Below are 15,577 nucleotides of genomic sequence, written 5' to 3'. Positions count from 1 at the left end.
GGGGGCGCGCCGCTCGGGTACGGCCGAAGCGGTTGGTCGCGGGGTGCCCGCGGCTGTCTCGGGGGGCGCGGTGGGCAGGGCGGTGGGGGCTGGGCGCGCAGTTCCCCGCGCCCCTACGGGGGCGTGTGCCGGGACCGGTGCGTCGGCGGCCGCGGACCGTGGGGGCTGGGCGCGCAGTTCCCCGCGCCCCTGCCGAGGCGTGTGCCAGGGCCGGTGCGTCGGCGGCCGTGGGGGGCTGGGCGCGCCGTTCCCCGCGCCCCTGCAGGCGCCCCGTGTCGAAGTGGGGGTGTCGGGTACCAGGAACTGGCGTAGCCGGTGTGGTGGAAGGAGTGGTCATGGCGGAGAACGGCGAGGACGCCGTCCGGACGTGGCGGCCGGGGGCGCCTGAGCTCCGTCTGGCCTCCGAGGGCCCCGGGGAGGCGCTACCGGTCCAGCCCGTCGACGAGGCGGACCTGCCGCGCGACCGCAACCAGGCCATCCTGGAGGCGGCCAAGCAGGTGGGCGCGGTGCTGAAGCGGGGCGGGCATCTCTTCGCGCTTGCGGGCAGCGTCGCCGTGCACGCCCATGGCGGCAGCGGCAACCTCCAGCACGACGTCGACTTCTGCGTCCGCCCGGAGGACGCGGGCCCGGTCGCCGCCACGCTGCGGGACGCCGGGCTGACCGTCTACAGCCCGCCCGAGGACTGGCTGATCAAGGCGACCTGCTTCGGGCAGGACGTCGACGTCATCTTCGAGCTGGCGCACCGCCCGGTCTCGGAGGAGATGCTGCGCCGCGCGGAGGAGCTCCCCGTGGAGTCGGTGCGGATGCCGGTCCTCGCGCCGACCGACCTGCTCACCGGTCTGATCGCCGCGTTCTCCGAGCACCATTGCGACTTCGGCGCCGTGCTGCCCATCGCCCGCGCCCTGCGCGAGAAGGTCGACTGGGAGCAGGTGCGCCGCGACTGCGGCGACGCGCCCATGCCCGCCGCCTTCTTCTTCCTGCTGGAACGCCTGAACGTCATCTGACCCGCCCGTGGAAGGGAACCCCCATGAACACCCACGACGCCGGTCCGGCGGGCGGCGCCCCGCCCGCGGGTCCCGAGTACCGCGTCGCCCACTTCCAGGACCGCCTCGCCTCGGGCGAGCTGGGCGAGCTCGGTGTGCACGCCGAGGTCCGCGGCCAGGCCGTCCTGGTCACCGGGACCGTGCCGTCGGCCCGCTGCCGGGACGACGTCCTGGAGGTGGTGCGCGAGGAGCTCGGCGGGCTCGACGTGCACTGCGATCTCGTCGTGAGCGAGTCCTCGTCCCCCGACCACGCGGAGGAGCTGTCATGATCAGGGTCGCCGCCGTCGGGGACATCCACATGGGGCCCGACACCCGGGGCGTGCTGCGCCCCGCCTTCGACACCCTGCCCGACTGCGCGGACGTGCTGCTGCTGGCCGGGGACCTCACCCGGCACGGCACCACGGACGAGGCGCGGGTGGTCGCCGACGAGATCCGCGGCCTCGGGGTGCCGGTGGTGGCGGTGCTGGGCAACCACGACCATCACGACGACCGCCAGGACGAGGTGTCCGAGCTGCTGCGGGACGCGGGCGCGCACGTCCTGGAGGGCGAGGCGACGGTCCTGACGATCGGGGACGCGCGGGTCGGGGTGGCCGGCACGAAGGGCTTCGGCGGCGGGTTCGTCGGGGCGAGCGCCGGGGAGTTCGGGGAGCCGGTGATGAAGGAGTTCGTACGGGTCTCCCGCCGCTGCGCGGACGGTCTGCGGACCGCGCTGGAGCGGCTGGCGGAGGAGGACTGCGACGTGCGGATCGCCCTCACCCACTACTCCCCCGTGCCGGAGACGCTCGCGGGGGAGCCGCCGGAGATCTATCCGTTCCTGGGGAGCTACCTGCTGGCCGAGGCGATCGACACGGCCGGCGCCGACCTCGCCGTGCACGGGCACGCGCACGCCGGCAGCGAGCACGGCATGACCACGGGCGGCGTCAAGGTGCGCAACGTCGCCCAGCCGGTGATCGGACGGGCCTTCCACGTGTACCACCTGCCGCTGCGCGAGCGGGTGGGCGCGGACGCCGTCTGATCCCCCGAGGTTCCTGAAGCGCCGTCGGTCATGCCGACGGCGCTTTCATGTGTGCCCCTCCCCCGTACCGCCTGTGGTGTGAACGCCCCGCACGGCACACGTCCGGCATGCATCTGACGAGCATTTCGTCTGCTTAGCATGCAGATCTTCGTGTCCGCGGCCCCGCCCGCCTGCGGCTCCCGTTCACCCCGCCCCGTACGAGAGGACCCCGCATGGCGCTGCCGGGCCGCACCGGACGACCTGCCTCCGCGCTCACCCCCACACCTCACGACGTCGAACTGCGCACCGCCGCCCGCCATGTGTCACGCCGTCGCTTCCTGACCCTCACCGGCGCGGCCGCCGCCCTCGCCTTCTCCAGCAACCTCCCCGCACGCGGCGCGTTCGCCGCGCCCCGGCTCGAGACGGCCCGCATCACCGAGGACCCGTTCACCCTCGGCGTCGCGTCCGGCGACCCGCTGCCGGACTCGGTGCTGATCTGGACGCGGCTCGCCCCGGCGCCCTTCACGCCGGACGGCGGTCTGGGGCAGCAGCAGGTGGAGGTGGCCTGGGAGCTCGCGCTCGACGAGTCCTTCGCCCTGGTCGTGCGCTCCGGCACCGCCCTCGCCCACCCCGAGTACGCGCACAGCGTCCGCGTCGACCTACGGGGTCTCGACCCGGCGACGACGTACCACTACCGCTTCCGCACCGGCGCCTGGATCAGCCCCGCGGGCCGCACCCGCACCGCGCCCGCCGCCGGCGACGACGTCACACGGCTGCGGCTGGCCGCGGTCGCCTGCCAGGCGTACCACGACGGCTACTACACCGCGCACCGGCACCTGGCGCGCGAGGACGTCGACGTGGTGTTCCACCTCGGCGACTACCTCTACGAGTACGCCGTCAACTCCGCGGGCGGCGCCCGTAACTACACGGACCGGGTGCTGCCGTCCGTGTTCAACCGGGAGACGACGACCCTCGCGGACTACCGGATGCGGTACGCGCTCTACAGAAGCGACCCGGACCTGCGGGCGGCGCACGCCGCGCACCCGTTCGTCGTCACCTGGGACGACCACGAGACGGAGAACAACTACGCGGCGGAGCACGACGAGAACGGCAGCGACCCGGCGCTGTTCCTGGCGCGGCGGGCCGCCGCCTACCGCGCCTACTGGGAGAACCAGCCGCTGCGCGCGGGACAGCTCCCCGACGGGCCGGACGCCCGGCTGTACCGCAGGCTGCACTGGGGCACCCTCGCCCAGTTCGACGTCCTCGACACCCGCCAGTACCGCTCCGACCAGGCCTACGACGACGTCCCGCACGTGCCGGGACCGGAGTCGGACGACCCGGCGCGCACCCTCACCGGGGACGCCCAGGAGCGCTGGCTGCTCGACGGGTGGGCGTCCTCCGCCGCGCTGTGGAACGTGATGCCGCAGCAGGTGTGCTTCTCGCAGCGCCGGCTGGACCTCGAGGCGGAGGCCAAGCTGTCCATGGACGCCTGGGACGGCTACCGCGCGAGCCGCGGCCGGCTCGTCGCCGGGGCGAAGCGGGCCGGCGTCGACAACTGGCTGGTGCTCACCGGCGACGTCCACGTGGCGTACGCCTTCGACGTCAAGGACGACTTCGACGACCCCGCCTCCGTCACCGTCGGCACGGAGCTCACCTGCACCTCCGTCACCAGCGGCCGCGACGGGACGCAGCGTCCGGCCAACTGGGACACCTACATGAGGGCCAACCCGCACCTGCGCTTCTACGACGGGCGGCGCGGCTACCTGCGGGTGGAGCTGAACCGGGAGAACGCCCGCGCCGACTTCCGCACCGTGCCCGCCGTGACCACACCGGGCGCGGCCGTCTCCACCGCGGCCTCCTTCGTCACCGAGGCCGGCGCGCCCGGCCTGACGCCCGTGTGACGTCACCCGTCCGATACCCCCGCGTACTGCACACGGGGCCCGTCGCCGTACCGAACGTGCGAATTCCGGCGTGTCCTGACATCCCGTCGGGCGCACCGGGCAGGGAAACGGTCTCCGCGACAGCTACGCCGCCCCAACGAATGGAGACGTACCGAATGGTCCTCAGACACGCCCGGACCGCGCGCCGCTCGGCGCTCGTGGCACTCGGCGCCCTCGTCCTCGCCGGACTCCCCCACGCCGCGGCGGCCGACGCCTCCCCCGCCGGGGGGCCCGCGCCCGGGGCGGCCCAGACCCTCGGCGCCGACCGGCCCTCCCCGCACCTGCTCAGCGCCCTCCAGCGCGACCTGAAGCTCAACGAGGAGCAGGCGTCCGAGCGTCTGGTCAACGAGGCCGAGGCGGGCACCCGCGCCGGCCGGCTGCGCAACTCCCTGGGCGAGCGGTACGCGGGCGCCTGGCTGCGGGGCGCGACCGCCGACGAGCTGACGGTCGCCACCACGGACGCCAAGGACGTGGCGGCCATCAAGGCCGAGGGCGCCACGGCGCATGTGGTCGAGCGGCCGCTGGCGGCGCTGCAGGCGGCGAAGGAGAAGCTGGACGCGGCGGCCGGCCGCGTCTCCACCGTCGACACGCCCGTCTGGTACGTCGACGTGGTGAGGAACCAGGTCGTGGTGCAGGCCGTCGACCAGGCCGCGGGCACCGCCTTCGTGGAGGCCGCGGGCGTGGCGGGCGAGGACGTCGGCATCCGCCTTGCCCCCGAACGGCCCCGGCTGCTGCAGGACATCACCGGCGGCGACGCGTACTACATCAACGACTCGGCCCGCTGCTCCGTCGGCTTCTCCGTCACCCAGGGCAGCCAGGGCGGATTCGTGACGGCCGGGCACTGCGGCCGGGCGGGCGCGACCACCACCGGCTACGACCGCACCGCACAGGGCACCTTCCAGGCGTCCGAGTTCCCCGGGCGGGACATGGCGTGGGTGGCCGCCCAGAGCCAGTGGACGCCCACGCCCGACGTGAAGGCGGCGGACGGCCAGGAGGTCCAGGTCACCGGCTCGGCGCAGGCGCTCGTCGGAGCGTCGGTGTGCCGTTCGGGCTCCACCACGGGCTGGCACTGCGGGGTGATCGAGCAGCACGACGCGAGCGTCCGCTACCCGGAGGGCACGGTCAACGGGCTGACCCGGACGACGGTGTGCGCGGAACCGGGCGACTCCGGCGGCCCGTACGTCGCGGGCGCACAGGCGCAGGGGGTCACCTCCGGCGGCTCCGGCAACTGCGCCAGCGGCGGCACGACGTTCTTCCAGCCGGTCAACCCGATCCTCTCCGAGTACGGACTGACGCTGGTCACGGCGTCCGCGCAGGCCGCGCCCGGGGAGCAGGAGACCGGTGCGCAGGCGTGGACCGCCGGCCGGGTCTACGAGGCGGGCGCCACCGTCACGCGTGACGGGGTGACGTACCAGTGCCTGCAGACCCACCAGGCGCAGGGCGCGTGGGCGCCCGCCGGGACGCCGGCGCTCTGGCAGCGCGTCTGACACGGCGGGCGGAAACGGCGTCGGCGGCGGTCCGAGGACCGCCGCCGACGCCGTTTCCGCCTTCTAGTGCTCCTCGGCGAGCAGCGCGTAAGCAGCGGACACGAACGGGTCGCCGGAGCGGAAGCGGCGGGTGCAGACGGCGGCGAGCGCGGTGCCCGTGTCGGGCCGGAAGCCCAGGAACGCCTGCTGGCCGAGGGTGGCCCCGCTGTGGAAGTACAGCGGCCCGCCGTCCGTGGGGTGCCGGAACCAGGCGACCGTGTGCACGTGCCGGTGCCCGAACCCCCGGCGCAGCACCGGGGTGCGGACGGCGCGGAGGGCGCCCGTCAGCGGCGGGAACCGGTCGGGGTCGAGGTGGGCCTCCAGGAAGGTGAGCAGGTCGTGCGGGGTGGCGCGGACCGCTCCGGCCGCCCGGAAGCCTCCCGCGTCGAAGGCGGGCAGCGCGCCCGTGCCGTCCTTGCCATGACCGACGGCGTCGAGCCCGTCGCCGTCCGAGGGGCGCGTGGCGGTGTCGCGGAGGGCGAGGGGGGCGAGCAGGCGGTCGGCGAGCAGGTCCTGCCAGTCGGTTCCGGTGGCCGCGCCGAGGGCGTGGCCGAGGACGGCGACGCCGAAGTTGGAGTAGCGCCAGCGGGTGCCGGGGCGGTGGCGGGGGCGGTGACGCAGGAAGGCGTCGACGACGCGGGCGTCGGGGTAACGGGCGTAGGGGTTGGTGCGCCAGGCGGGCAGCGCGCGCGGGTAGAAGTCGGCGGGGAGCGCGGGCAGTCCGGCCGTGTGGGTCACCAGGTGGGCGAGCGTGACGGGGGCGCGGCCGGGCGGGCGGCGGGCACCGAGCAGGGCGGCTGCCGGCTCGCCTCCGGTGAGGAGGCCGCTGTCCACCAGATGCGCCAGCAGCAGTCCGGTGAACGCCTTGGTGGCCGAGCCGATCTCGTAGCGCAGCCGGTCGCGGGGGCGTCCGGGCGATCCGCCGGTCCCGCCGGTGACGACCGTGCGGCGGCCGTGGCGGGAGAGCGCGAAGACGGTGTCGGGGGCGTCGGCCGCGGTGACGGCTCCGGCCAGCCGCTCCGGCCAGCCGGCTCCACCGTCCCCGGGGTTCCGGGAGGGCTGGTCCTCCCGGCCGGCCGGCGGGCCCGGCCAGGAGGTGCGGTACCCCGTCGTCATGAGGCGGCGCCGGCCAGCTCGGTCAGGGCGCGGGAGGTGGCCAGGACCGAGGCGAACGCGGCGACCAGGGTCGAGTGGTAGACGACGTCGAAGACGGCCTCCTCGTCGCCCTCGGGCATGTCGCGGATGGCGGGCATGGCGCCGTCGGGCTGCTGGGCGGCGGCGAAGGCCCGCCAGGCCGTCTCGTCGAGGGTGGGGCGGGGCAGGCAGGCGTCCACCACGAGGAGTTCGCCGAGCAGGTCCCAGCGGCGCAGGTCCAGCCAGTCGTCGATCCACGCGGGCAGCCAGGTCGCCAGGTACTCGGCGATGTCCGGGGGCAGTCCGCCGGGGTTCTCGCCCCAGTCGGTCAGATGGAACACGCAGTGCGTGATGTCGTAGGCGATGTGCCCCTCGACGGTCCACGGTTCGGGGGCGCGGGCCAGCCAGGTGGAGCGCAGGGCCTCGGCCTCCGAGGGGCGCGGGGTGAGGCCGAAGCGCCGCTGGAACGCGGACAGTCCGAGCCGCCGGGTGGGGGAGATCTCGAGGGCGGACCAGCTGTCGAGGCGGTTGTTCAGCACGACGTGGCGCTCCAGCTCGGGATGGCTGTAGCCGAGTTCGTGGAACGGCAGGTACACCTCGAAGGGGACCGGGGAGGCCGGCTCGGTGCGCTGACCGCGCACCAGCATGGTGCCGCCGTCCAGGGTCTCTCGCCAGACGTGGTCGAGCAGACGGCGGGCCAGTTCCGCCTGCCGGGAGCCCGCCACGCCCTCGCGGAAGAGCACCTTGCAGACGAGGGCGAGTTCTCCGACCGGCTTGAAGCGTTCCAGGAAGCCCACTTCCGGGTCCACGTCAGGCTCCAGCCGGAAGCCGTCGCGGTGTGCCCACAGCCATTCCATGGCGCCGACACCGACGGTGTGGACGAGACGGGTGTCGGTCATGCCGGCGCTCCTTGTCCGCCGTACCGGTGCCCCGCCGCGGCTCGCGCGGGCGGGGAGTCCGGGCGGGCACCTGCCAGGACCGCGGCGAAGGCGGCCATGAGGGTGGAGTGGTAGTGGTGCAGGAAGTAGCGTTCGCCGTCGGCGTCCCCGGGTCCTGCGGCGAGGTCGCCGAGGTCCCGGTCGTCCAGAGGGACCTCGCCGGCCGGGCCCCGGGCCGCGACCAGGCGCTGCCAGGCGTCGGCGGGCGGGTCCTCGCCGGTCGTCCGGGCCACGACGGCGGCCACGGCCAGGAGTTCGCCACCGAGGTCCCACATGCCCGCCTCCAGACAGGTGTCGAGCCAGGGCGGCAGCCAGTCCGTCAGGTAGGCGACGAGGACCGGCGGCACGGCGGCCGCGTCGCACCCCCAGTCGCTGCAGTGGAAGACGACGTGGGTGAGGGCGTATCCGGCGTCGCGGCCGAAGGTCCATGGCTCGGGCAGTCCGCCGAGCCAGGTCTGCTCCAGGCCCGGCGGTGCCTGGCCGAGCGAGTGGACGCCGCAGCGTTCCTCGGCGCGCAGGACGCCGAGCCGTCGCGTCGGATCCTGTTCGGTGAGCCGCCAGCCCCGGGTGCGCGCCACCACGGCGGCCGCCTGTTCGAAGGCCGGGTGCCGCAGTCCGGCCGAGGCCAGCGCGGCGTACACCTCCAGCGGGTAGGTGGCGAACGGCTCCAGGCGCTGCAGCCGCAGGAACAACTCGCCCTCGTGCGTCTCCTGCCAGGCGAAGTCCAGCAGTCCGCGGGCTCGGGCGTGCAGCGGGTCGGCGGGTTCGGTGAGCCGGGTGACGGTCGCGCAGACCTGGGCGAGCTCGCCGAGCGGCTTCCAGCTCAGGTCGACCTCGCCGTCGACGGCGAGCGCGTCCTCGCCGAGGGCGAAGCCGGCGCGGTGGGCATCCACCCAGGCCAGCGCGCCGTCGGCGACGGTGCGGAGGTCCTCGGCGAGCGCGGTCACCCGCGTGCTCCCATCCGCATCCGGCGGGCGGCCTGCACCTGGAGGGCGACGAGCGGGTCCTGTCCGCCCATCAGCTCCACGAAGTCCAGTCCGGACTCCAGGCCGACGGTGTCCGGTACGCCGGGCAGCAGGGTCAGCCAGCGTCCCGCGCCCGCGGCCTGCCGCCAGTCCCTGCGGCGCACCGCGCGGACGAAGCCGCGGGCGACGTCCACGGGGCGGTGCTGGGCGAGGCGGTGCACCGCGCAGTCCTCCCCGGGCAGCGCGAGGGGCGCCAGGACGGCGAGTTGGTGGGTGAGGACCTGCCAGGTGGCGCCGTCCAGCCACGCGGTGTCCGGCTCGGCCGGCGGTTCCGCCGAGGAGGGATCGGCGCGGCGGAGGGTACGGGCCATCGCCCAGTGGCTCCAGCGCACGGTGGGCGCGGCGTCCGGGCGGGGCGGGTACGCCTCGACCGCCTTGCGGAAGACGGCCAGCTCTGCCGGATCGGGCGGAGTGCGTGACAGCAGGCCCGGCAGCAACGCGTCCGCTCCCAGGACGCGTACTGCGGCCAGTGCGAGGTCCCCCGCTTCCCCGTCGGTCCCCGCGGGGGGAACCACGTGAGCGTGGTCCCCGCCCCTGAGGGCGGAGACCACACCGGAAGCGAGGTCCTGCACCGCGGCCTGCAAGCGGGTCGAGGTGCCTGACTGCTCCATTCGACTACTCCCGTCGATCCGTTCAGCCCTTCTTCGGGCGCGGGGTCGGCGGCGACAGCAGCAGCTTGCCGCCGCCGGAGAGGAGCGCCAGGCCGGCGCACTGACGGCTGTCGCGGTAGACGCCGTCGGCCTCGACCGGGTCGAGAGCCGCTTCGATGTCGGCGGCCTGGATCCCGGTGACTCGCTGGACGACCTTCTCGTCGGTACGCATGACACCATCTCCCTGAGGTGTAGCGAAGTACCTTTCACATCCAGAATCACCCGAATCGGACAAATCACGCCACTTTTCTCGTACTTACTTACGTCACTTCTTCAACATGCGGCGGGGGTACGGGTGCAGTGCGCGGGGACGGCTGAAGGGCGGCCCGCCCTATGTCCGTAAGGACGACACCGCTGTGCGGGAGGGTGGGGACGCGGTGCAGGGGGATGGCCAGATTCTGGTCCGGGACCGTGTACTCCATACGGGCTAGTTGCCCGGCGAGGGTCTCCAACACGCCGACCGTGAGCCCCTCTCCGGGGCAGCGGTGGCCCGTCGCCGGGTCGCCGCCTCCCTGCGGGACCAGCTCGTCGCGCCCGACGGCCCGTTCGAGGAAGCGGCGCGGGCGGAAGGCGTACGGGTCGCCCCACAGCGTTTCGTCGTGGTTCTGGCCGTAGACGTCGAGCACCACCAGGCCGCCCTCGGGGACCCAGACGCCGCGCCAGAACAGGTCGCGGGCCGCGAGGCCGCCGAGGAAGGGCACGAACGGGTAGAAGCGGCGCACCTCGTGCGCGAACGCCGTCCGGTACGCGGCGTCCCCGGCCGCGAGCGGCGTGCGGTTCTCCGGCCAGCGGTGCAGGGCGTGCGCGGCGAAGGCGACGAACCAGGCGAGGGCGGTGGTCGGGCGCAGCACGTTGAGCAGTTCGACGGCGGCGGTCTTCTCGTCCAGCGGCTCGCCGTCCGCGTCCTTGTGCGCGCAGACCCGCTCCAGCACCGAGCCGGCGGGCGCGGTGACCGTTCCGGTGCGGACGTCGCGGACCAGGCGGGCCAGCCGCTCCTCCTGGCGGCCGCGGGCGCGGCGGGCCCGCAGATGGCGCGGTCCCGCGGAGGCGAAGCCGTCCACCATCGCGGTCATGTCCCGCGCGGCCGCCCCCGCTCCGGCGTCGTCCAGCGGTACGCCCGCCCAGCGGTGGACGCCGCGGGTGAGTACGGTGGCCGCCTCGTCGAAGAGCACGATCGAGTCGCGGCGGCCCCATTCCGGTACGGCCGCGTCCCAGGCGTCGGAGACATGCTCGGCTAGTCCCGCCACGGAGGTGGGTTGCAGCAGCGGCAGGAACAGCTCCTTGCGGGCGCGGTGGGCCGCGCCGTCCAGGGTGTGCACGGCCTCGTGCCCGAAGAGGGTGCCGAGAACGGGCTCGGGGATCGCCCGGTGCCGGTGCACGTTCCGTTCGTCGTAGAAGAAGCGGACCGCCTCCGGTCCGCGCAGGGCGAGGGCGGGGCGGCCCATGATCCGGGTGCGGACCACCGAGCCGGACGCGTCGCGCATCCGGTTGGGGAGCCAGGCGTATCCCTCGGCGAGGAGCGGCAGGGTGCGGTCGATCAAAGGGCGGCTGAGTACGTCCATGGCGGGCGGGTGCCCGCTGGCCCTCACCGGACACTCCGCGGAACGGGGGTCACACCCGCCCGGGCGTGGCGCAGACCACGCGCGGATCGAGACCCGGGTCACGTCGGGGCGGACGGGGCGTGGATTACGGTGCCGGCGTCCTCATCCTTTTCCTCCAGGTTCGGACGGACCCGCAGTGCCAGCCCACCTCTCCCCCATGACAGCGGCCACCGCGCAGTGGCTGACCCGTTCCTTCCCCGCGTCCGGCGGCGCGCTGTCCGCCGCTCTGTGCGAGATCCAGGCCCGCCAGGCGGTGACCGTCGCGGCCCGGCTCCGCTACCCCACCCCGATGGACGCGGAACTCATGGGCCTCGTCGGCCCCGGAGGCGCGGCCCGCCTCGACGGGATCACCGGCGCGGCGGGTCTCGCCACGGAGCCGTGGCGCACGTGGGTCGACGAGGTCGTGGCGAGCTGGGCGGCCTGCCTGCTGGCCGACCCGGCCCTTGCCGCCCGGGCGGTCGCCGCCCTCCCCCCGGGCCCCGCCGAGTACCACCGCCTCCTCTCCCCGGACCCGACGGACACCAGCTCAGCGACGCTCCTCCGTCACCCGGACCTCCTGTCGCCGGTGGCCCGCCTCCACCAGGAGTCGTTGCTGGCGCGTCTGGGACAGCTGTCCACGCCGGCGGCGTGACCGCAGCCCGCCGCGCCTGAGCGCGGCTCCCCCCCCGAACCCGCCGCCCGACAGCCGCGCGAGACCCCACCCGGGCCATCACTCCACGGCGCGCGGCGCCTCACCGCGCCCATCACTCCAGGGCGGGCCGAAGCGTCGCCCCTCCCGCCCCGGCGACCCGCCGGTACCGGCGTGTTCACCCTCCGTAGTTCACTCGACCGCACCAAGCTACCGTGCCGTCCGCCGCTGTGCGGGTGACGCTGTGGGGCATGAGTAGCCCCATATCCCGGAAGTGGGAGCACGCCGTCGTGACCGGCGGCGCCGGATTCGTCGGCTCCCATCTGTGCAAGGCCCTGCTCGACGCGGGCGCGGCCGTGACCTGCGTGGACGATCTCAGCACCGGACGGCCCGAGAACGTCGCCCCGCTGCTCGACCGGCCGGGGTTCACCCTCGTGCAGGCGAACGTGGCGGAGGAGCTGCCGGTGCGCCGCCGGCCCGACCTGGTGCTGCACTTCGCCTCCCCCGCCTCCCCCGCGGACTATCTGCGGCTGCCGCTGCACACCATGCAGACGGGCAGCGCCGGCACCAGCAACGCCCTGACCCTCGCCCATGAGTCCGAGGCGCGGTTCGTGCTGGCGTCGACGTCGGAGGTGTACGGCGACCCGCAGCAGAACCCGCAGGACGAGCGGTACTGGGGCAACGTGAACCCGGTCGGCCCGCGCAGCGTGTACGACGAGGCGAAGCGGTTCGGCGAGGCCCTGACCACCGCGCACGCGGAGACGTACGGCACGGACACCTGCATCGTGCGGCTGTTCAACACGTACGGCCCCGGCATGCGCGGCCACGACGGCCGGGCGGTGCCCACGTTCGTGCGGCAGGCGCTCGCCGGCGAGCCGCTCACCGTGACCGGCGACGGCCGCCAGACGCGTTCGCTGTGCTACGTCGACGACACCGTCGCCGGCATCCTCGCGGCGGCCGCCCACGGTCTGCGCGGTCCCGTCAACATCGGCAACCCCTCCGAGATCAGCATGCTCGCGCTGGCCCGCCTGGTGGTGGCCCTCGCCGGTTCCTCCTCCGAGGTGCGCTACATCGAGCGCCCCGTGGACGACCCGGCCGTGCGCTGCCCCGACATCACACTGGCCCGCGACAAGCTCGGCTGGGAGCCGCGGGTGGGCGCCGAGGAAGGCCTGCGCCGCACGATCGACTGGTTCCGCGCCGAAGCGGCCCGCGACTGAGCCGTCGGCCCGAAGGACCGGGCGGCCGATCCGGCCGCCGCCCTCACGCGAAAGGTCCGTCCGCCATGCGCATCCTCGGCATCAACGCCCTGTTCCACGACCCCGCGGCCGCCCTGGTGATCGACGGCCGTACCGTCGCCGCCGCGGAGGAGGAGCGGTTCTCCCGGCGCAAGCACGGCAAGCGACCGCTGCCCTTCTCCGCCTGGGAACTGCCCGAACAGGCCGCCGCCTGGTGCCTGAAGCGGGCCGGGCTGCGCCCCCAGGACCTCGACGCGGTCGCGTACTCCTTCGACCCGGCGCTGGCCCGCCCCGCCGACGCGATGGGCCTCGACGACCCCTGGGACCATCTGCGCCTCACCTACGCGCGGGAGGCGCCGAACTTCCTGCGGACCGCGCTGCCCGGACTCGACCCGGAGACGGTGCGCTTCGTCCCGCACCACATGGCGCACGCCGCGTCCGGCGCCTACGCCGCCCCCGACGTCGACACCTGCTCCGTGCTGGTGCTGGACGGTCGCGGCGAGCGCGCCTCCCACCTGGCCGCGCGCCGCGTCGGCGGCCGGCTCGAACCGCTGCGCGCCCAGGACCTCCCCCACTCGCTGGGCCTCGTCTACGAGGAGCTGACCGAACACCTCGGCTTCCTGCGCTCCTCCGACGAGTTCAAGGTGATGGCGCTCGCCTCCCACGGCACCCCGCGCATGCTGCCCGAGCTGCGCCGGTACGTGTATCCGACGGGCGACGGCGGCTTCCACGCCAGCGGGGTGCCGTGGGCGGAACTGTGCGCGCCGCGCGGTCCGGACGAGCCGTGGACGCAGGACCACGCCGACGTCGCCGCGAGCGCCCAGGCCGTGCTGGAGGAGACGCTGCTCGATCTGGTCCGCTGGGTGCACGGCCGTACCCACGACTCGGTGCTCACCCTCGCCGGAGGCGTGGCGCTGAACTGCGTCGCCAACTCCCGCATCGCCCGGGAGGGCCCGTTCTCCCGGGTGTGGGTGCAGCCCGCGGCCGGCGACGCGGGGACGGCGCTCGGCGGCGCCCTGCTGCTGTCCGCCGGGGCCGGGGACGCGCCCGAGCCGATGAACGGCGCCGACCTGGGCCGGGACTGGTCCGACGCGGAGCTGGGCGCGTGGCTGAAGACGGCCGCCGTGCCCTGCGAGAAGCCGGAGGACATCGCCGTCACCGTGGCCCGGGCGCTGGCCGGCAACGGCATCGTGGCCTGGTTCCAGGGGCGCAGCGAGTACGGGCCCCGGGCGCTCGGCCACCGGTCCCTGCTCGCCCACCCCGGGCACGCGGGGAACCTGGAGCGGCTCAACGACGTGAAGGGCCGCGAGCAGTTCCGGCCGGTCGCGCCGATGGTGCTCGCCGACCGGGCGGCGGAGATCTTCGACGGGCCGCTGCCCAGCCCGTACATGCTGTTCGTGCACGACGTGGCGCCCGCCTGGCGGGACCGCGTGCCCGCCGTGGTGCACGTCGACGGCACCGCCCGCATCCAGACGGTCGACCCGGCGCGCGAGCCGCTGCTGGCGCGGATGCTGCGCGAGTTCGAACGGCTGACCGGGCTGCCCGTCGTCGTCAACACCAGCCTGAACACGGCGGGCCGCCCCATGGTGGACGATCCGCGCGACGCCCTGGAGTGCTTCGGCTCCTCCCCGGTGGACCTGCTGGCCATCGGCCCGTACGCGGTACGGCGCGGCGCGCTGTTCCGCACCGGTGACGGCGGCGAGGAGGCGGCGCGATGACCGGGCCGGCCGCTCCCGCCGGGGAGTACGCGGTGGTGGTGCCCACCCTGGGCCGCCCGTCGCTCGCGGCGTGCCTGCGGGCCCTGGCCGAGTCGGAGGGTCCGCGTCCGACGCGGGTCGTGCTGGTGGACGACCGCCGGGACCCGGCCGTGCCGCTCACCGCGTCCGTGCCGCCCGCCCTGCGGTCCAGGACCGTCGTGGTGCGCGGCGGGGCGCGCGGGCCGGCCGCCGCCCGCAACGCCGGCCGGCTGGCCGCCGGGGACGCGCCGTGGATCGTGTTCCTCGACGACGACGTGGTGCCGGGCCCCACCTGGGCCGACGACCTCGCGCTCGACCTCGCCGGGGCGAGCTCGGCGACCGCCGGGATCACCGCGCGCGTCGAGGTGCCGCTGCCTGTGGACCGGGCGCCCACCGACTGGGAACGCAACGTCGCCGGACTCGCCGGGGCGCGCTGGATCACCGCCGACATGGCGTACCGGCGCAAGGCGCTGGAGGCGGTCGGGGGCTTCGACGAACGGTTCCGCCGGGCGTTCCGGGAGGACGCGGACCTGGCGCTGCGGGTGCTCGACGCCGGCTGGACGCTGGCGGAGGGGCGCCGTACGACCACGCACCCGGTGCGGCCGGCGGACCGGTGGGTCTCCGTGCGGCTCCAGGCGGGCAACGCGGACGACGTGCTGATGACCCGGCTGCACGGGCGGGACTGGTGGCGGCGGGCCGAGGCTCCCCGGGGCCGCCTCCCGCTGCACCTGGCGGTGACGTCGGCCGGGCTCGCGGCGGCGGTGTGCGCGCTGACCGGGCGCCCGCGCGCGGCCACGGCGTGCGGCGCCGGATGGCTCGCCGGGACCGCCGAGTTCGCCCTGGCCCGGATCCTCCCGGGTCCGCGCACCCGGGACGAGATCGTCACCATGGTCCTCACCAGCGCGCTCGTCCCGCCGGCCGCTGCCTGGCACTGGTTGCGCGGACAGGTGCGGCACCGGGCCACGCCCGCCCACCGTCACCGGGCCGTGCCCCCGTCGCCCTCCGCGGCGCCGGCCGGCGAACGGATGCCGACATGACCCGCCGGCCCTGCCCGCCCCCGGCCCCCGACGGGCCCCGGCGGGCGCCCCGGGCACGCTCCCGGCCGCAGCCGCGGCCGGAACCCGATC

The 15,577-nt window shown here is 75.1% G+C and carries 15 protein-coding genes; 9 read left to right on the top strand and 6 right to left on the bottom strand.

Features of this window, described 5'->3' with window-relative positions; all coding sequences use genetic code 11:
* Positions 1 to 335 precede the first annotated feature (335 nt).
* The 5 genes from ELQ39_RS30265 (at position 336) to ELQ39_RS30245 (ending at position 5,464) form a co-directional block, all read left to right on the top strand.
* Positions 336 to 1,004 carry a nucleotidyltransferase family protein gene (locus ELQ39_RS30265; RefSeq protein ID WP_242595065.1) on the top strand — a complete coding sequence of 223 codons (669 nt, stop codon included), beginning with the start codon at positions 336 to 338 and terminating at the stop codon, positions 1,002 to 1,004.
* A gap of 23 nt (positions 1,005 to 1,027) precedes the next feature.
* Positions 1,028 to 1,312 (top strand): BON domain-containing protein, encoded by a 285-nt coding sequence (locus ELQ39_RS30260; protein ID WP_190003160.1) that lies wholly within the window; start codon positions 1,028 to 1,030, stop codon positions 1,310 to 1,312.
* Positions 1,309 to 2,058, top strand: coding sequence for a metallophosphoesterase family protein (locus ELQ39_RS30255; RefSeq protein WP_242595064.1), 750 nt, complete (start codon positions 1,309 to 1,311; stop codon positions 2,056 to 2,058). Before ELQ39_RS30260 ends, ELQ39_RS30255 begins: the two co-directional genes overlap by 4 nt.
* Positions 2,059 to 2,270: 212 nt before the next feature.
* Positions 2,271 to 3,938 carry an alkaline phosphatase D family protein gene (locus tag ELQ39_RS30250; RefSeq protein WP_225628410.1) on the top strand — a complete coding sequence of 556 codons (1,668 nt, stop codon included), beginning with the start codon at positions 2,271 to 2,273 and terminating at the stop codon, positions 3,936 to 3,938.
* 155 nt (positions 3,939 to 4,093) lie between these two features.
* A complete protein-coding gene (locus ELQ39_RS30245) occupies positions 4,094 to 5,464 on the top strand; it encodes a trypsin-like serine protease (RefSeq protein ID WP_242595063.1) in 1,371 nt (456 codons plus the stop codon).
* 63 nt (positions 5,465 to 5,527) lie between these two features.
* On the opposite strand, the gene ELQ39_RS30240 is transcribed toward ELQ39_RS30245, so the two are convergent.
* The 6 genes from ELQ39_RS30240 to ELQ39_RS30215 all read right to left on the bottom strand — a co-directional run bounded on the left by ELQ39_RS30240 (position 5,528) and on the right by ELQ39_RS30215 (position 10,812).
* Entirely contained in the window at positions 5,528 to 6,619 is a 1,092-nt protein-coding gene (locus ELQ39_RS30240; RefSeq protein ID WP_242595062.1) for a serine hydrolase domain-containing protein, read from the bottom strand.
* Complete coding sequence (locus tag ELQ39_RS30235) at positions 6,616 to 7,536, bottom strand: DUF6895 family protein (RefSeq protein WP_190003155.1); 921 nt, start codon at positions 7,534 to 7,536, stop codon at positions 6,616 to 6,618. The genes ELQ39_RS30240 and ELQ39_RS30235 overlap by 4 nt, the downstream gene beginning before the upstream one ends.
* Positions 7,533 to 8,522 (bottom strand): DUF6895 family protein, encoded by a 990-nt coding sequence (locus ELQ39_RS30230; protein ID WP_190003154.1) that lies wholly within the window; start codon positions 8,520 to 8,522, stop codon positions 7,533 to 7,535. The genes ELQ39_RS30235 and ELQ39_RS30230 overlap by 4 nt, the downstream gene beginning before the upstream one ends.
* Positions 8,519 to 9,211, bottom strand: coding sequence for a hypothetical protein (locus ELQ39_RS30225; RefSeq protein WP_225640507.1), 693 nt, complete (start codon positions 9,209 to 9,211; stop codon positions 8,519 to 8,521). Before ELQ39_RS30225 ends, ELQ39_RS30230 begins: the two co-directional genes overlap by 4 nt.
* A 22-nt stretch (positions 9,212 to 9,233) precedes the next feature.
* Complete coding sequence (locus tag ELQ39_RS30220; RefSeq protein WP_242595061.1) at positions 9,234 to 9,422, bottom strand: hypothetical protein; 189 nt, start codon at positions 9,420 to 9,422, stop codon at positions 9,234 to 9,236.
* An 88-nt stretch (positions 9,423 to 9,510) separates the two neighbouring features.
* Complete coding sequence (locus ELQ39_RS30215) at positions 9,511 to 10,812, bottom strand: cytochrome P450 (RefSeq protein ID WP_242595059.1); 1,302 nt, start codon at positions 10,810 to 10,812, stop codon at positions 9,511 to 9,513.
* Between the two features lie 196 nt (positions 10,813 to 11,008).
* Between ELQ39_RS30215 and ELQ39_RS30210 the strand changes: the two genes are divergently transcribed.
* The 4 genes from ELQ39_RS30210 to ELQ39_RS30195 all read left to right on the top strand — a co-directional run bounded on the left by ELQ39_RS30210 (position 11,009) and on the right by ELQ39_RS30195 (position 15,487).
* A complete protein-coding gene (locus tag ELQ39_RS30210; protein WP_277994753.1) occupies positions 11,009 to 11,482 on the top strand; it encodes a hypothetical protein in 474 nt (157 codons plus the stop codon).
* Between the two features lie 248 nt (positions 11,483 to 11,730).
* The gene (locus tag ELQ39_RS30205; RefSeq protein WP_190003149.1) at positions 11,731 to 12,696 is read left to right on the top strand and encodes an NAD-dependent epimerase/dehydratase family protein; all 966 of its coding nucleotides are present in this window, start codon (positions 11,731 to 11,733) and stop codon (positions 12,694 to 12,696) included.
* Between the two features lie 65 nt (positions 12,697 to 12,761).
* Positions 12,762 to 14,432, top strand: coding sequence for a carbamoyltransferase family protein (locus ELQ39_RS30200; RefSeq protein ID WP_242595054.1), 1,671 nt, complete (start codon positions 12,762 to 12,764; stop codon positions 14,430 to 14,432).
* Positions 14,429 to 15,487: a glycosyltransferase family 2 protein gene (locus ELQ39_RS30195; protein ID WP_242595052.1), complete on the top strand. Its 1,059-nt coding sequence runs from the start codon at positions 14,429 to 14,431 to the stop codon at positions 15,485 to 15,487. The genes ELQ39_RS30200 and ELQ39_RS30195 overlap by 4 nt, the downstream gene beginning before the upstream one ends.
* Positions 15,488 to 15,577: the final 90 nt, after the last annotated feature.

It is taken from the genome of Streptomyces sp. GB4-14 (assembly GCF_022696125.1).
In the GTDB taxonomy this organism is placed as follows: domain Bacteria; phylum Actinomycetota; class Actinomycetes; order Streptomycetales; family Streptomycetaceae; genus Streptomyces; species Streptomyces werraensis.
Note: the sequence above shows the minus strand (reverse complement) of the source record. Positions and strands in the feature narration are given on the sequence as shown.

Coding starts and splice junctions, on each gene's coding strand:
- ELQ39_RS30265 (WP_242595065.1), top strand. CDS start 336: ATGGCGGAGAACGGCGAGGACGCCGTCCGGACGTGGCGGCCGGGGGCG.
- ELQ39_RS30205 (WP_190003149.1), top strand. CDS start 11,731: ATGAGTAGCCCCATATCCCGGAAGTGGGAGCACGCCGTCGTGACCGGC.
- ELQ39_RS30225 (WP_225640507.1), bottom strand. CDS start 9,211: ATGGAGCAGTCAGGCACCTCGACCCGCTTGCAGGCCGCGGTGCAGGAC.
- ELQ39_RS30260 (WP_190003160.1), top strand. CDS start 1,028: ATGAACACCCACGACGCCGGTCCGGCGGGCGGCGCCCCGCCCGCGGGT.
- ELQ39_RS30255 (WP_242595064.1), top strand. CDS start 1,309: ATGATCAGGGTCGCCGCCGTCGGGGACATCCACATGGGGCCCGACACC.
- ELQ39_RS30250 (WP_225628410.1), top strand. CDS start 2,271: ATGGCGCTGCCGGGCCGCACCGGACGACCTGCCTCCGCGCTCACCCCC.
- ELQ39_RS30195 (WP_242595052.1), top strand. CDS start 14,429: ATGACCGGGCCGGCCGCTCCCGCCGGGGAGTACGCGGTGGTGGTGCCC.
- ELQ39_RS30220 (WP_242595061.1), bottom strand. CDS start 9,422: ATGCGTACCGACGAGAAGGTCGTCCAGCGAGTCACCGGGATCCAGGCC.
- ELQ39_RS30200 (WP_242595054.1), top strand. CDS start 12,762: ATGCGCATCCTCGGCATCAACGCCCTGTTCCACGACCCCGCGGCCGCC.
- ELQ39_RS30210 (WP_277994753.1), top strand. CDS start 11,009: ATGACAGCGGCCACCGCGCAGTGGCTGACCCGTTCCTTCCCCGCGTCC.
- ELQ39_RS30240 (WP_242595062.1), bottom strand. CDS start 6,619: ATGACGACGGGGTACCGCACCTCCTGGCCGGGCCCGCCGGCCGGCCGG.
- ELQ39_RS30235 (WP_190003155.1), bottom strand. CDS start 7,536: ATGACCGACACCCGTCTCGTCCACACCGTCGGTGTCGGCGCCATGGAA.
- ELQ39_RS30245 (WP_242595063.1), top strand. CDS start 4,094: ATGGTCCTCAGACACGCCCGGACCGCGCGCCGCTCGGCGCTCGTGGCA.
- ELQ39_RS30215 (WP_242595059.1), bottom strand. CDS start 10,812: ATGGACGTACTCAGCCGCCCTTTGATCGACCGCACCCTGCCGCTCCTC.